Genomic DNA, 16,327 nt, shown 5'->3' with positions numbered 1-16,327 from the left:
GCTTTTGGTACATAGATTAAGCTTAGGGGATGAAATGTCATGACAGTGCAGTCAATAATGTTTCAAGGAACGGCATCTGACGCTGGAAAAAGCTGGTTGGCCGCAGCAGCTTGTCGAATTTTGGCTAATCGTGGTCAAAAGGTTGCGCCATTTAAGTCGCAAAACATGGCCTTGAACTCATTTATTACTGAGAAAGGGGATGAAATGGGTCGGGCGCAGGTTTTTCAAGCTGAAGCAGCTAAGATTAAACCAGATGTCCGAATGAATCCAATTTTATTAAAGCCATCCACAGACAAAGATTCTCAGGTTATTGTAATGGGAAAAGTGCTGAAGAATATGGATGCTGTTAGTTATTATCAATTCAAGCGAGAACTAATTCCACAAATTATGATGGCCTATAATACATTAGCAGATGAAAATGATGTAATAGTCTTAGAGGGAGCTGGAAGTCCCGCAGAAATCAATTTAAATGAAAATGACATTGTTAATATGGGGATGGCGCGAATGGCTGATGCACCAGTAATCCTAGTTGCAGACATTGATAAGGGCGGTGTCTTTGCTTCAATTTATGGCACGATTAAATTAATGCCTCGCGAAGACCAGCAACGCATTAAAGGAATAATTATTAATAAGTTTCGAGGAGATAAGTCCCTACTAGAATCTGGGAACAAGATGATTGAGAAACTAACAGGAATTCCTGTGATTGGTGTTTTGCCAATGAGCAGTATTGATATTGATGAAGAAGATAGCGTATCGCTAATTCGGAAACCACGACAAAAAGATACGCAAAAAGACCTGGATGTAGCGGTAATTGATCTTGATAAGATTTCTAACTTTACAGATATTCATAGTTTGGAAATTCAACCAGATGTTTCGGTAAGATATGTTTTAACGGCAGAGGAACTTGGAACTCCAGACTTATTAATTATTCCAGGAAGTAAAAACACGAACGCAGATTTAGTAGCTTTGCGTAAAAATGGGCTTGCAGAGGGAATCTTACGTGCTCATAAGGACGGAAGTATGATCGTTGGTATTTGTGGGGGATATCAGATTTTAGGACAGATGCTGTATGATCCAACAGGGATTGAGTCACCAATTAAAGAACAAAAAGGTCTCGGGTTACTTGATACAGAAACAACCTTTAATGAAAAAAAGACAACAACTCAGGCAGTTGCCAAGCGAAATAATTATATTTTAAAAGGTTATGAAATCCATATGGGAACAACAAAACGTGGTCTAAACTCAACACCATTCTCAACAATTCAGGAAACAAACGGTCAACCAGAAAATCGTGAGGATGGAGCAGTTAGTACTGATGGAACAGTGATTGGTACCTATCTTCACGGAATCTTTGATAACCCTTATTGGACACGACACTTGTTAAACCAGCTTCGCGTAGCAAAGGGAATGGCACCATTGGTAGATACTACTGTTTCGATTAGTGGTTATAAAGACCAACAATATGAGAAATTAGCCCAACTATTTGCTCAGAATGTTGACATGGATAAGTTTAATCAAATCTTGCAAGACTCAACGAAAGAATAAAGGATGAATAAATTATGCAATCGCCATATCCGATTATCTTAAACTTAGCTGATAAAAATGTAGCTGTCGTCGGCGGAGGAAAAGTTGCATGTCGTAAAATAAATAAGTTATTAGCAGCTGGGATTCGCCCAACTGTAATTAGTCCTCTCCTATCACCTAACATACAACCTACCCAAATTAATTGGATACCGGATAAATACCAGCGAAAGTATGTCGAAAACATGGATATTATTATTACTTGTACTGATGATAGAGCAGTTAATGATCAGGTAAAAAAAGAGGCGACTCATTTTCAGCTAGTGAACAATACTAGTGATAAGACTAATTCAGACTTTTATAATCTAGCAACGATTAAGGCCAATGACATGTTTATTAGTGTCTCAACGATGGGAAAGTCTCCAAGTGCAGCTAAAAAAATGAAAAATGAGATTAAAGAATGGATAAAGCAAAAATTTCATAAGGAGTTTGAATAAAAATGTATTTGATGTGTGTAAGCTTAAATTATCATCAATTACCATTAGATTTACGAGAAAAGTTTTCTTTTACAAAAGAAGAAGTCCCCAAGGCAGATAAGCTATTAAATGATGAGAAGAGTATTCTGGAAAATTTGTTGATCTCAACGTGTAATCGAACAGAAGTATATGCGGTTGTAGACCAAATACATACAGGTCGTTACTATATTCGACGATTTTTAGCGGAATGGTTCCATTATACAATTGATGATTTTACAAAATTTGTTACTGTTACGACAAAGGACGCTGTTGCTGAGCATTTGTTTAAGGTGATCACTGGCCTGGACTCGTTAATTAAGGGAGAGCCGCAAATATTAGGTCAAATGAAGGATGCTTTTCAAATTGCAACAAAAGAGGGAACAACTGGCGCAATCTTAAATCACTTATTTCGCCAAGCAATTACATTTTCTAAAAGAATGCATACAAAATACCGTGTTAGTGAATTAGCACAATCATCAGGTCAAGCTGGTCTACACCAAATTAAGATGCAGTTTGGTTCACTTGAAGGTAAAACCTTAGCAGTCGTTGGGTTGGGACAGATTGGAAAACATACTGCTTATAATGCAAGCAATATGGGCTTTAGCAAGGTGCTGTTGCTTAATAGAACAGATAGCAAGGCTGAGCAGATTGCGACAGAACTTCAAGGAGTAGTTGAGGCCCGTCCATTTAACCAGCTTGCAACAGTCGTACATAATGTTGATGCAGCTATTTTTGCAGCTACAGTTAAGCAACCCTTATTTAAGGCCGATGAACAGATAAGCACAATGATTGTTGATCTTGGTGTGCCACGAAATGTAGCAATTAACAGTACAAAATTAAAATATTATGATATTGATCATGTTCATATGATTTTAAACTCCAATGATGAAAAACGACGATTAATGATTCAAAAAATTGCTAATGAAATTCCCCAAGAAGTTAATGACTTTTATATTTGGGAAAAGCAACTGCATATTGTTCCGGTAATTAGAGGATTACGTGAGCATTCGTTGAGGATTGAAGGAGAAGCTTACGATAGTTTACTTCGCAAGCTTCCTGAATTAGATTCGCATGAACGAAAAGTAATTAGTAAGCATATGAAAAGTATTGTTAATCAAATGATTAAAGGACCAATTAAAGAAATTAAAGAATTGTCAGTAACACCAGGGGCTACGGCTGATATTGACTTTTTCTGTAAAATTTTTGGCATGGATAATTTGAAAGTAGAGAATCAAAATAATGACAAATAAAGTAATTGTTGGCAGTCGGAAAAGTAAACTAGCAATGGCGCAAACAGAATTGGTAATCGCTAGTTTGGAAAAGATTTTCCCCGACATAAAATTTGAAATAAAAAACGTTATTACTGAAGGGGATCGAAACCGACATGACAGCCTTGCTAAAATCGGTGGGAAAGGCGTTTTCGTTAAAGAGATTGAAGACGAACTAAAAGATGGCACGATTGATTTTGCTGTTCATAGTCTAAAAGATGTGATGCCGATTCTTCCAGAAGAATTAGTTTTAGGAGCATTTCCTAAACGAGTATCTCCATATGATTGTTTAGTCAGCCGGAAAAATCTTTCATCGTTGAATGATCTTCCTAAAGGTGCACGAATCGGGACAAATAGTTTACGTCGCCAGGGACAACTATTAAGTATTCGACCAGACTTAAAAATTATACCTATTAGGGGTAATATAGATACTAGGTTAAGAAAAATATACACAGAAGCGCTTGACGGTATTATTTTAGCTGAGGCTGGATTAACAAGATTAAATATTGACTTAAGTAGTTATCATGTTTTGGATTTGCAAAATTATATTATGCCGGCAGTTGGTCAAGGCTGCTTAGCGATTGAATGCCGAAAAAATGACACTAGAATTCGCAAAATGCTTGATCAAATTAATGATGAAGAATCAGCTTATTGTGTGCAAATTGAGCGTGAATTTATGAGTGAATTGGGTGGAAGTTGTAATTTCCCGATTGGGGGCCATGCCTACGCGAAAAATGGTCAAATCCTATTTGATGGGTTGATCGCTTCCCCTAATGGTGAACACGTTATAAAAGAAACAAAAATACCTGCCAATAATTCTGGAGTTGGTAAAAAAGTTGCTGATCAGTTATTGGCTAAGGATAAATTTGGAATTATTGAAGGAGAATAGGGATAATGTTGCAATTTGATCGTCATCGTCGTTTACGTACTAGCACTGCCATGCGTGATTTAGTAAGAGAGACTCATCTCAATAAGGATGATCTAATTATGCCGGTCTTTGTGGATGCCACTATTAATGGACGAGAAGAAATTCCATCAATGCCAGGCATTTACCGTTACAGTTTAGATTCAATTCTTGATGAAATTACAGAAATTGTGAAGTTAGGAATTAAATCAATTATTATTTTCGGTGTTCCAGAAAGAAAAGATGAAGTTGGAACTGGCGCATGGGAAGAGAATGGAATTGTTCAACAGGCAATTCGTTTGATTAAGAAAAATTATCCAGATTTAATTGTTATCGCTGATACTTGTTTATGTGAATATACAAGTACTGGTCACTGTGGAATTCTTAAAGATGGGGTCGTTTTGAATGATGAATCATTAAAATACTTAACAGAGACAGCTGTAAGTCAAGTAAAAGCTGGAGCTGACATAATTGCACCGTCTAATGCGATGGATGGGTATGTTGCAGCAATTCGCCAAGGACTTGATAAAGCAGGGTATAAAAATACACCGATTATGTCCTATGCTGTGAAATTTGCCTCATCATTTTACGGCCCATTCCGTGATGCTGCTGATGGTTCGCCTAAAGAAGGGCCTAAAGATCGTAAAACATATCAAATGGATCCAGCTAATCGCTTAGAAGCATTGCGCGAAGTAGCTAGTGATGAAAAGGAAGGTGCTGATTTTGTGATGGTTAAACCAGCAATGGCCTTCTTGGATATTATGCGTGAAGTTCGTAATCATACTTTGCTGCCGTTAGTTGCATATAATGTTTCTGGTGAATATGCAATGATTAAAGCAGCTGCGGCTAATGGTTGGATTAATGAAGACCAAATTGTTTACGAAAGTTTGGTTGGAATGAAACGAGCTGGAGCAGACTTAATTATTACTTACTTTGCCAAGGACGTTGCTAAGAAACTTTAATTTGTTAGGTGGGTTTGTTTTGAGTAAATTAGATACAACAAAGTCAAAGATAGCTTTTAAGGAAGCACAAAAGTATATGCCAGGTGGGGTCAATAGCCCTGTCAGAGCATTTAAAAATGTTGGTGGTGATCCTTTATTCATTGACCATGGTAAGGACGAATATATTTATGACATTGATGGCAATAAGTACATTGATTATGTTCTTTCATGGGGGCCACTAATTTTAGGACATGCAGATGATCATGTAGTTGCAGAGTTAGATAAAGCAGTTGCTAAGGGAACAAGCTACGGTGCGCCAACCCTTCAAGAAACTGAATTGGCAAAAATTGTTAATAAGATTATGCCGTCAATTGAAATGATTCGAATGGTTTCATCTGGAACTGAAGCAACAATGAGTGCGATCAGATTAGCACGTGGATATACTCATCGAAAAAAAATCGTTAAATTTGTGGGTAACTATCATGGTCATAGCGATTCATTGCTAGTTGATGCTGGCTCAGGATTAGCAACGTTTGGAATTAATACTTCGCCTGGTGTTCCAGATGATCTAGCTTATGATACACTTACCGTTGCCTATAATGATGTTGCTGGTGTTAAGAAACTTTTCGCTGAACATGGTAATGAAATTGCCTGTGCGATTGTTGAACCAGTTGCCGGCAATATGGGAGTTATTCCGGGAACCCAAGAGTTCTTACAAACTTTACGTAACGTTACCAATGAACATGGTGCATTATTGATCTTTGATGAGGTTATGTCAGGGTTCAGGGCAGCTTATCATGGTGTTCAAAGTCTAGTTGATATCACGCCGGACTTAACCACTTTAGGCAAAGTAATCGGTGGTGGACTCCCAGTTGGTGCTTTTGGTGGACGTCGTGAGATTATGGAAAATATTACGCCTGCTGGAGATGTTTATCATGCCGGAACGTTGTCAGGTAATCCGTTAGCAATGACTGGTGGAATTAGCACCTTAGAACAATTAACACCAGATGATTATGTTGAAATGGATAAAAAAGTTACTGCTTTAACAGAAGGCATTAAACAGGCAGCTGACCAATATGGTGTACCAATGACAGTGCACCATGTTGGTACAATGTGGAGTTACTTTTATAACAGTGATCCAATTAATAATTTTGATGATGTTAAAGCTTGTGATCAGAAGTTATTTGAAAAGTGTTTCTGGGAATTATTAGCTCATGGTGTATATGTAGCGCCATCGCAATTTGAAACTAACTTTATCTCAACTAAACACACCGATGAGGACATTGAAAAGACAATTGCAGCATTTGATGCAGCATTTAATGCGGCAACCAAGTAAATAGAATATTTAAAGGGCTGTGGCAATGGTTGTCACAGCCCTTTTTGAAAGGATTATTAAAAATGAATAACAGCAGTTTAACCTTTGTTTTAGGAGGGGCAAAAAGTGGTAAATCCGAATTTGCAGAGCACTTGTATTCACGGAAAGAACGGATCTGTTATATTGCGACCGGAGTAGTAAAAAATCCCGATGGCGAAATGCAACTTCGAATTCAGCGTCACCAAGCTCGACGTTCAAATAAATGGATAACTCGCGAGCAGTATCAGCACGTCGATGAACTTATTAATAATAGTCAACAAGATGGTTACTTACTTGATGATGCCATTATGTTAGTTACTAATCTTTTTTATGACTTAGTTTTAGCAAAAACATCGCCGGAAAAAATCGATGATTATTTAGAAAGTGCTTCTTCACAAGAGATAGCGACAATACGGGAAAAAATACTTAGTAATTGGAAAAAGATCTTAGCTGCTGTTCGAGTAAACAATCAATCAATGGTGATTGTTAGTGATGAAGTTGGGTTAGGAGTAGTACCGGCTACAAAGCAGACACGCATATTACGGGATCTTTATGGAGAAGTTAATCAATTAATCGCTAAAGAAGCCGATAATGTTTATTTTGTTATTAGTGGAATTGCGCAGAAGTTAAAGTAGGTGAAGTTATGTTAGATTCATTGATTTTATTTGGCCAATTTTTTACAAAGTTAGATATTCCAATTCCAGTTGACGATGCTACTAATAAATTTAAAACTAGTATTCAATATATTACATTATTTAGCTTTTTATTAGGGTGTATCGAAGGAATAGTTTTTTGGGGATTTACATACTTATTTCCTATATGGTTTGCATGGATTCTTTACTGGGTTACTGATGGCTTATTAACTGGCGGATTTCATTTAGATGCACTGGCGGATACCGCAGATGGTTTCTTTTCATCACGAACATCAGATAAAATTTATGCAATCATGAAAGATAGTAGACTTGGGACAATGGGGAGCCTTGCATTACTATATTATTATGGATTAGTAATAGGATTAGGAATCATTATTAGTTCGTATTTTGATTTATTTCACATGATTTTATTGACCGTTTGTTTAACAATGTTAACTAAAACAGGTTTGTCTTTATTATTTTATAAAATGGTTTATCCCGAAAATAAACATGGGCTTTCGAATATTTGGCTAGGAATAAGCACATGGCGAATTGTTGTTGCACAAATTTTTTCTATTATAATAATAGGTTTATGTTTCTCTTGGCAGGGATTAATAAGCTATCTGGCAATTCCAATAATAGCAATTTTTTATCGACGAAAGGTCACGAAAGTATTAGGAGGAACGCCGGGAGATACTTTAGGCGCATTTGCAAGTTTGTCGCCATTAATCTTTTTGCTTATTCTTACGATATTGACGAGGTTTGACTTATGAAATTAATTTTAGCTCGTCATGGTGAAACAGAATTTAATCGTTTACGAAAATTTTATGGCACTGCCAATGTGGAAATTGATGAAAAAGGAAAAGAACAAGCAAAATTATTGGCAACAAAAGTAAATAAGTTATATCCAACACTATTTGTCGTGACTAATTTAAAACGAACAGCACAAACATTAGCACCATTAAAGGAACAGCATCCTACAGTTCCCACAATCGTATTACCAAATTTTGCCGAAAAAGGATTTGGCGATTGGGAAGGGTTAAATGCAGACGAGATAGAAGAACGCTATCCAGATGAATGGAAAAAGTGGTTAGCAGCGCCATTAACTTATAATCCTCCCACAATAGAAGCATTTAGTGATTTTAAAGAGCGAGTAAATTACGGTTTGCGATGGTTATTAGATCATACAATGGAAAATGATGTTATTTTTGTTGTCGCTCATCTAGGCTCTATTAGAATTATTTATCAAGAATTAGTTGATCCAACAGCGGACTTTTATTCGCTTAACTTTCCGGCATCTTGTTACAGCGTTATTAATCTAAAAAATGGTATTGTTCAGAATTGGTATCTTAACCAATAAAAAATATGTTTACAGCAATATAAGGAGATAATAAAATGGCAATTTTGATTACTTATCCTAAAAATAAAGTTCCGGTATATTGGCGAATAAAGTTAGAACAAAAGGATGACGTGATTTATTTTCCATTCCGAATTTTGAAAGCGGTTGATTTAACGCCAAAAAGTAAAAAAATTTTACAAAATAGTAAGGTACTGGCAATTACCAGTCTTTTTGGCGCGCGGGTATTTTGCGATCAGTTAAAAACACTAAATTCAACAGCAACTATTTTTGTTCTTAGTAAAAAAATTAAGCAAAGTTTGGAGAAGAAAGTTACTAATCCTATCCAAATTGCTCCAAGTGAGAACCGGAAATCATTATTAGAGGAATTAAAGAATAAACATGTTACGGATGTTTGTTGGCTTATTGGAGATAAAGCAGAGAAATACTATTCCGATTTTTATGGACGAAAAATTGTAGTTTATAAAAATACATGGGATAAACAGCATGAAGGAAAAGCACTTAAAATTTTTATGAAACAACATATTACAAGTGCATTAGTTACTAGTATTTCGAACTTTAATCGTATGTTTGAAATTATGACTAGAGTGGATAGTAATGAGTATCGCAATATTAATTACTATGTTTTAGGAAAAAATACCGGTAATTATATCCAAGAAAAAGGCTTAAAAGTTATATATCCAGATAGGGGAAAGTGCGTACTGGAAAATGTTTTAGATAACTTATGGCATTATGAGAGGGAAAATTAAAATGAAATTTGATGAAATAAAACTGCGACCGCTTGATGAAAAGAAAATGAGCGCAATGCAGCAGAAAATAGATAATCTTGCTAAACCCGTAAAAGGACTTGGACGCTTAGAAGAGCTTGCTGATCATGTAGCAGGAATTTATCGAACAACTGATTTTGATCTTACACCACGAAAATGCTTAGTTTTTGCGGCAGATAATGGCGTTGTCCATGAAGGTGTTTCAGCCAGTCCGCAAAAAATTACAGCAATTCAGGCAGTTAATATGATGAAGGGACATACTACGGTTGCAGCGCTAGCGAAAGCTTTTAAGTGTGACTTACAGGTTTATGACATCGGAATTAAAACAGATTTAAATTTTCCGTTGGTTAAAGTTCATAAAATTCGTCATGAAACCGAAGATATGCTCCATAAACCAGCAATGTCGATAGCAGAAGCAAGAGAATCTTTACAATATGGTTTCGACATGGGAATAAAAGCGTTTGAAGAGGGAAACCAAGTAATTGCAACAGGTGAACTAGGAATGGGGAATACTACAGCCGCCTCCGCAATAGTTGCCGCACTTTTGAATAAGTCAGCAGCAGAAGTTGTTGGACGTGGATCTAATATTTCTGATGAACGTTTAAAACATAAGATTGATGTTGTTAATAGAAGCCTTGAACGAGCAAAACTAAAAGAAAATAAATCACCAGATCCGCTTATAGTATTAAGTGAGGTCGGTGCACTTGAACTGGGTGCAATGGCTGGTGCAATGCTTTCAGCTGGTGCAATGAATAAACCTGTTCTTCTTGATGGATTCTTATCCTATTCAGCAGCATTATTAGCAAATTCAATCAAGCCAGGAGCAGTAAATTATATGATCCCTACCCATAAATCAAAAGAACAAGGGTCCCAAATCGTTCTTGATGCTCTCGGTCTAGACCCTTATATTGATATTAATATGTGTGTTGGTGAAGGGAGCGGGGCCATGATGCTTTTGCCATGGCTTGATGGAGTCAAGGTGATGCTCACAAATATGAATACATTGCAGGAAATGGACTTCAATTTTATTCCATAGACTTCCAAAAAATGCTAACAAGACAAAATAATATTATTACGGTTGCTTCGGCAAAGGATAATTAGTCAAAAAACTAAATTTTGTCATTTACTAAACATAGAATTGCTAATATTAGTAAAAAGCTAAATAAACTTAGAATCAAATTCTACTTTTTTAATTAATCATGAAAAAAAGTAGAATTTATTTGTCTGCTTTTTAATAAACTATTGAACTGTTTCCTAAGTAATTGTACTTTTAAGTTGTAGGAATTATAACGCTTTCAAAACAGGACGTAGGAGGCAATAATTTATGAAGAAGGTTAAAATTTTTAGCAGTATCTTAGTTATATTTTTGGCATTTTTTATGCTAACTGGATATACAAATAAAGATCAAAAGGGTAGTAATAATACAATAAAAGTTACCTATACTCTTAAACAAGGTAAGAAGACTGTTGCCACAAGGAAGACTACTTTAAAGAAGAACGATAAAGTAATTACTGGACTAAAAAAGAATTGGAAAGTTGAAGAAGCAAAGGGTTTTATTACTTCAATTGATGGTAGAAAAGAAAACCAAAAGAAGAGTATTTATTGGACATACACAGTAAATGGTAAAAAAGTAAATAAGTTAGCTAATCAGCAAACTCTTAAGAATAATGATAAGGTACAATTTACCCTAGATAAGGCGGAATAATATGAAAGCGCGATCGCAGGTTGTTAGTAAGCATGATCAAGTTAAAAGGATGACATTGATTGCCATGCTTGCTGCTTTAGGAACTGTTTTACGTGTATTCAAGATTATTCCAATTCCTAATGTACAGCCAGTTACTGATCTAATTATGCTTGCAACTTTAATGTTGGGAATTGGTTTTGGAATATCGTTAGCAGTAATGATAATGGTTCTATCAAATCTCTTACTAGGATTTGGCATATGGACAATCCCACAAATTTTAGCATATATAGTTTGTGTTGTTACAGTAGCAGGATTAGCTAAAGTAACACCCTTAAAGAAGCATTTCACTCTTCAGTTAATTTTAGCGACGTTTTTAGGTTTTGAATACGGGTTCATAGTTAGTTTAGGAATGTCGATATATGGGGGCTGGGCTGCTTTTATGGCGTACTGGCTAAGTGGCTTGCTATTTGATTTCTATCATGCGGTTGGTAATTTTGGTTGTTATTTTATCTTGTATAAACCCTTAACGGTTGCGTTTAAACGCTACTTGCAATAATACTAAATAAAAAAGAGACTGGAAATTCATCCAATCTCTTTTTTCATTTGTAGTGATTATATTAGCCAACTTTAACCGGTGTGTCAGCTTCTTCACCATTAATTAATTTAAGGTTATTGTCAAAGGCATTAAGAACCATGTTGCGGACAGCATGAGTAGTATAGAAAGCCGTATGTGGAGTAACAAGGACGTTTGAACGATCGATAAGGTCTTTGAGTCGCTTGTCAGGGAACTCCTTGCCACGCCAATCTTCATTAAAGATTCCAACTTCATCTTCGTAAGTGTCCATGATAAAGCCAAAGATCTTTCCGCTATCAAGTCCTTCGATTACAGCATCAGTATCAACTAATGCGCCTCGTGAACAGTTAACAATTACAACATTGTCTTTCATTTTAGCAATTGCGTCTTTATCAATCATATGGAAGTTTTCTTTAGTAGCCGGAACGTGAAGAGAAACCACATCAGCTTGAGCATATAGATCATCAAGGCTGTCAACGTAATATCCTTGCTTCTTTAATTCTGGATTTTCAAATGGGTCATATGCAATTACCTTAGCACCGAAGCCTTCCATAATTTGCATATAAACACGTCCAATATGACCAGTTCCGATAACACCAACAGTTTGGTCACGCACTTCTCGACCAATTGTTGGGGCCCAACGTAAGTCACCATTAGCAATCTTTTCATCTAAGACCTTGGTTTGGCGAAGAATTCGGGCTGTTTGAATAGCAGCATGTTCGGCAATTGCGTTTGGTGAGTAAACAGGAACATTGGTAATTTCAAAGCCAAGTTCTTTTGCCTTAGCCATATCAATGTTATCAACACCAACATTACGTAGTGACATCTTTGTAATGCCTTCGTCAGCCAGTGCTTGTAGCGTTTCTGGTGTGTAATCGAGTTGTTGGTAAACGACTACCCCGTCAGCTCCTTTAGCTTTTGCGGCAGTTTCAGGAGTTAAGAGTTCATCCGTATATTCTACTTCTACTTCGGGATGATCCTTAGCCCATTCTTTAACGTAAGGTTCTTCATCTTTTCGGATACTAAAAGCAAAAATTTTTTTTACCATAAATATCTATCTTCTTTCTGTATGTGCCAAAATTGTGTAATTGCTTTCAAATAATATTCTATCTTATACAAAAGTGTTAATCAAAGGAATTATCAGAATAAAAGCTAATTTTCAAAAAATCTGTATAATAGTTCAAGATGACTAAAAAAATAGATGAGGGAAGGATTGTTTTGATACGTATAGCACGAAAAAATTTAGCCTTATGGGCAACAATTGGTGCAGTTTTCTTTTTATTAATCCAAGTTTCGTGTGACCTATACTTACCGACAGTTACCGCCGACCTTGTTAATCGGGGAATTGTGCAAAAGGATATGGGCGTGATTTGGAATGAGGGAATTAAGATGCTGATTGTGGCTGCGATTGGACTAGTGGCAGCTGGATTAAATGTTTATTTTGCGGCGACCCAATCAATGAAAGTGGGTGAAAAGCTACGAAGCCAGATCTATCATAAGGTTTTACGTTTCTCGAATCGTGAAATGGATGAGTTTGGCGATTCATCTTTAATTACGCGGTCAACCAATGATATTGTGCAGATTCAAAATGTCATGGTGCAAATGCTACGGATGATGCTCCAATCACCTGTAATGCTTGTTGCAGCCTGTGTTCTCGCTTATGTTCGAGAACCACAACTAACTAAAGTGTTTTTTATTAGTTTGCCGATTTTAGCAATTATTGTCATGGCGGTTATGTACTTTGCGGTTCCGTTATTCAAGAGCATTCAGAAAAAAACTGATCGCATTAACTTAATCTTCCGAGAAGGCCTGACAGGGGTTCGAGTTATCCGTGCTTTTCGGCAGGAAGAGCGGGAACAAAACCGTTTCAAAAAAGCAAACGAGGACTACACGCAAACCGGAATCAAGGCCTTTACAATTGTTTCGACGTTGTTCCCAGTAGTAACGCTTATTTTAGGGATGACAAATGTTGCCATTATTTTACTGGGTGGCCATCTTGTCGCTAATATGAGCATGCAAGTAGGGGATTTAATTGCCTTTATGACATATGCCACTCAGATTATGATTAGCTTTATGATGCTTTCAATGATCTTTGTCTTTGTTCCACGAGCATCGGCATCTGCTGCTCGTGTTAATGCCGTTTTAGAGCAACCGATCAGTATTCATAATGTACCGGAAAAAGAGCGAGAAAGGGTTTCTATTAATCAACCAGCCTCCCTTGAATTTAAAAATGTTGATTTTCGTTTCCACGGGGCAGAAAGATTGGCCTTGCATGACTTGAACTTTAAAGTTACTGCAGGCCAAACGTTAGCGATTATCGGAGGGACTGGTTCAGGTAAATCAGCTTTGGTTAACTTAATTCCGCGACTGTTTGATATTGAAAGCGGAGAGATTAAAGTTGATGGTGTTCCAATTAAAAAGCTAAGTCAGCATAACTTACATGAGGTTATTTCTATAACCCAACAGCAAGCAGTTCTTTTTAGCGGGACCATTCGTTCTAATCTTCAATTTGGTTATGAAGAAGCAACGGATAAAGAAATGTGGCACGCACTTGAAATTGCACAAGCGGCAGATTTCGTCCGTGAAGAAGGCGGATTAGACGCGGTTGTTGAACAAAATGGAAGTAACTTTTCTGGTGGTCAACGCCAACGATTAGCAATTGCTCGAACGATTATTAAGCCAGCGTCGATTTATATTTTTGATGACTCATTCTCAGCCTTAGATTTTGCAACTGATGCAAAACTACGGGCAACTTTGGCAAAAGATCCACAAATTCAACGTGCTGTAACGGTTATCGTAGCCCAGCGAATCTCGACGGTTGTTGATGCTGACCAAATTATTGTGCTTGATGAAGGACAGGTAGTTGGGCAGGGAACTCACCAAGAATTAAAAGCACACAATGAAACTTATCAACAAATAATCAAGTCACAAGTCGAGAAAGGGGATGTTGATCGTGCGTAGAGGACCACAAGTACCTGAACAGGCTCAACACTTTTGGCCAACCACAAAGCGATTAATTACCTATTTACGGCCATGGCGAGTTGGGGTCATTGTTTCAATTTTCTTAGCCGTTATTTCCGTTATTTTATCAATCTTAGCACCAAAAATTCTTGGGGAAGCTACTACGATCATTTATGACGGAATGCTTAAAGGGTATGCAGAAATGAAAGCTGGCGCCCATTTAAGTACCCTTCCAATTAATTTTACCCGGATTTGGCAAATTGGAATTACAGTCATTTTGCTTTATTTATTCTCTGGACTATTTAGTTTCTTACAATTACAAATTATGACACGGGTATCGCAACGTGTTGTTTACAATTTGCGTCAAGACTTTGAAGAGAAGATGAAACGAGTGCCAATTAAATATTATGATACTCATAATAATGGAGATATTATGAGCCGAACGGTTAATGATATGGATAATATTGCGGGAACCCTCCAGCAAAGTTTGATTCAAATCATCACGAGTTTGCTAACACTTGTTGGTGTTTTCGTTTTAATGCTGACGATTAGTTGGAAATTAACAATCATTGCCCTTGTTACAATTCCGCTTAGTGTTCTAGTAGTTGCATTTGTAGCGCCTACTTCACAACGGCTATTTGGTCGTCAGCAAGCCGCGTTAGGAAAAATTAATGATCAAGTAGAAGAAACATATGCCGCTCATACGATCGTGCGGACATTCAACAAAGAACAAGATGAAGAAGAAAAGTTTAATAAAGAGAACCATCAGTACTACCAAGCAGCATGGAAAGCACAATTTTTTTCTAGCTTAATGATGCCAATGATGGTCTTTATTCGGAATCTGGGGTACCTTGTTGTCGTGGTTGTTGGAGCGATTCAAGTTATTCATGGTCAGATTACACTTGGTAATGTGCAAGCATTTCTGCAATATACCAATCAGTTTTCTCAACCAATTGCCCAAATTGCTAATTTAAGTAACACCATCCAACAAACAATTGCTTCGGCAGAACGTATTTTTGCTGTTTTGGATGAACCAGAGATGAATGATAAGGTTGAAGATATTCCGCCCCTTACTGGAAAAGATATTCCGAAAGTTGAATTTAAGGATATTAAATTTAGCTATACTGATGAACCGCTTATTCAAGACTTTAATCTTAAAGCACCGCGAGATAAGATGGTTGCAATTGTTGGCCCGACCGGAGCAGGAAAAACGACCATTATTAATCTTTTAGAGCGATTTTATGATCCGCAAGGTGGCCATATCTATCTTGATGGAAAAGATACTCGTTCAATGACTCGTGATGCCTTACGTAAGCATATTGCGATTGTTCTTCAAGATACTTGGCTCTTTACCGGGACGATTTTTGAAAATATTAAGTATGGGAACGAGGATGCATCAGATGAAGAAGTCTACCATGCTGCTAAGATGGCACGTGCGGATGCCTTCATTCGTGAACTGCCTGATGGTTACCAAACCGTCTTAGACGAGTCCGCTTCTAATATTTCACAGGGACAGCGACAATTATTAACGATTGCGCGAGCATTTTTAGCGGATCCAGAAATTTTAATTCTGGATGAAGCAACTAGTTCTGTTGATACCCGAACAGAAGTCTTGATTCAAGAAGCGATGAATGCTCTACAGCAAGAACGAACTAGTTTTGTTGTTGCTCACCGTCTATCAACGATTCGGAAGGCTGACCAGATTGTGGTGGTTAATCATGGAAAGATTATCGAAACAGGTAATCATGAATCATTAATGAATAAACACGGCTTTTACGCTAATCTTTATAATAGTCAATTTGCCGGAAATAATTAAAGAAAAATGGGCTAGCTTGTGGTTTTAACCATG

Annotated in this window: 16 protein-coding genes; 15 read left to right on the top strand and 1 reads right to left on the bottom strand. The window is 36.9% G+C overall.

Features of this window, described 5'->3' with window-relative positions; translation table 11 throughout:
- The first annotated feature begins 39 nt into the window (after positions 1-39).
- The 13 genes from LMB57_RS02035 to LMB57_RS01975 all read left to right on the top strand — a co-directional run bounded on the left by LMB57_RS02035 (position 40) and on the right by LMB57_RS01975 (position 11,499).
- On the top strand, positions 40-1,545 hold the full coding sequence (locus LMB57_RS02035; RefSeq protein WP_229271411.1) for a cobyric acid synthase: 1,506 nt from the start codon (positions 40-42) through the stop codon (positions 1,543-1,545).
- A gap of 14 nt (positions 1,546-1,559) precedes the next feature.
- On the top strand, positions 1,560-2,018 hold the full coding sequence (locus LMB57_RS02030) for a precorrin-2 dehydrogenase/sirohydrochlorin ferrochelatase family protein (RefSeq protein WP_229271410.1): 459 nt from the start codon (positions 1,560-1,562) through the stop codon (positions 2,016-2,018).
- 2 nt (positions 2,019-2,020) lie between these two features.
- The gene (gene hemA, locus LMB57_RS02025; RefSeq protein ID WP_229271409.1) at positions 2,021-3,286 is read left to right on the top strand and encodes a glutamyl-tRNA reductase; all 1,266 of its coding nucleotides are present in this window, start codon (positions 2,021-2,023) and stop codon (positions 3,284-3,286) included.
- A complete protein-coding gene (gene hemC, locus LMB57_RS02020) occupies positions 3,276-4,193 on the top strand; it encodes a hydroxymethylbilane synthase (RefSeq protein WP_229271408.1) in 918 nt (305 codons plus the stop codon). Before hemA ends, hemC begins: the two co-directional genes overlap by 11 nt.
- 5 nt (positions 4,194-4,198) lie before the next feature.
- Positions 4,199-5,170: a porphobilinogen synthase gene (hemB, locus tag LMB57_RS02015; protein ID WP_229271407.1), complete on the top strand. Its 972-nt coding sequence runs from the start codon at positions 4,199-4,201 to the stop codon at positions 5,168-5,170.
- Positions 5,154-6,485, top strand: coding sequence for a glutamate-1-semialdehyde 2,1-aminomutase (hemL, locus tag LMB57_RS02010; RefSeq protein WP_229271406.1), 1,332 nt, complete (start codon positions 5,154-5,156; stop codon positions 6,483-6,485). The genes hemB and hemL overlap by 17 nt, the downstream gene beginning before the upstream one ends.
- Before the next feature lie 62 nt (positions 6,486-6,547).
- Positions 6,548-7,138 carry a bifunctional adenosylcobinamide kinase/adenosylcobinamide-phosphate guanylyltransferase gene (locus LMB57_RS02005; RefSeq protein WP_229271405.1) on the top strand — a complete coding sequence of 197 codons (591 nt, stop codon included), beginning with the start codon at positions 6,548-6,550 and terminating at the stop codon, positions 7,136-7,138.
- An 8-nt stretch (positions 7,139-7,146) separates the two neighbouring features.
- Positions 7,147-7,908 carry an adenosylcobinamide-GDP ribazoletransferase gene (locus LMB57_RS02000; RefSeq protein ID WP_229271404.1) on the top strand — a complete coding sequence of 254 codons (762 nt, stop codon included), beginning with the start codon at positions 7,147-7,149 and terminating at the stop codon, positions 7,906-7,908.
- Positions 7,905-8,495: a histidine phosphatase family protein gene (locus LMB57_RS01995; protein WP_229271403.1), complete on the top strand. Its 591-nt coding sequence runs from the start codon at positions 7,905-7,907 to the stop codon at positions 8,493-8,495. The genes LMB57_RS02000 and LMB57_RS01995 overlap by 4 nt, the downstream gene beginning before the upstream one ends.
- 35 nt (positions 8,496-8,530) lie before the next feature.
- Entirely contained in the window at positions 8,531-9,241 is a 711-nt protein-coding gene (locus LMB57_RS01990) for a uroporphyrinogen-III synthase (protein WP_229271402.1), read from the top strand.
- Position 9,242: 1 nt separating this feature from the next.
- The gene (gene cobT, locus LMB57_RS01985; protein ID WP_229271401.1) at positions 9,243-10,295 is read left to right on the top strand and encodes a nicotinate-nucleotide--dimethylbenzimidazole phosphoribosyltransferase; all 1,053 of its coding nucleotides are present in this window, start codon (positions 9,243-9,245) and stop codon (positions 10,293-10,295) included.
- Positions 10,296-10,583: 288 nt separating this feature from the next.
- Entirely contained in the window at positions 10,584-10,964 is a 381-nt protein-coding gene (locus LMB57_RS01980) for a DUF4430 domain-containing protein (protein ID WP_229271400.1), read from the top strand.
- 1 nt (position 10,965) lies between these two features.
- Positions 10,966-11,499 (top strand): ECF transporter S component, encoded by a 534-nt coding sequence (locus LMB57_RS01975; protein WP_229271399.1) that lies wholly within the window; start codon positions 10,966-10,968, stop codon positions 11,497-11,499.
- 61 nt (positions 11,500-11,560) lie between these two features.
- On the opposite strand, the gene LMB57_RS01970 is transcribed toward LMB57_RS01975, so the two are convergent.
- Complete coding sequence (locus LMB57_RS01970; protein WP_153702825.1) at positions 11,561-12,565, bottom strand: D-2-hydroxyacid dehydrogenase; 1,005 nt, start codon at positions 12,563-12,565, stop codon at positions 11,561-11,563.
- Positions 12,566-12,735: 170 nt separating this feature from the next.
- Between LMB57_RS01970 and LMB57_RS01965 the strand changes: the two genes are divergently transcribed.
- Entirely contained in the window at positions 12,736-14,478 is a 1,743-nt protein-coding gene (locus LMB57_RS01965; protein WP_229271398.1) for an ABC transporter ATP-binding protein, read from the top strand.
- Positions 14,462-16,294 carry an ABC transporter ATP-binding protein gene (locus LMB57_RS01960; protein WP_229271397.1) on the top strand — a complete coding sequence of 611 codons (1,833 nt, stop codon included), beginning with the start codon at positions 14,462-14,464 and terminating at the stop codon, positions 16,292-16,294. The genes LMB57_RS01965 and LMB57_RS01960 overlap by 17 nt, the downstream gene beginning before the upstream one ends.
- Positions 16,295-16,327 lie beyond the last annotated feature (33 nt).

The organism is Limosilactobacillus secundus, assembly GCF_020784695.1.
GTDB lineage: Bacteria > Bacillota > Bacilli > Lactobacillales > Lactobacillaceae > Limosilactobacillus > Limosilactobacillus reuteri_F.
The sequence above is the reverse complement of the archived record's forward strand: the minus strand, read 5'-3'. Positions and strand labels throughout refer to the sequence as shown.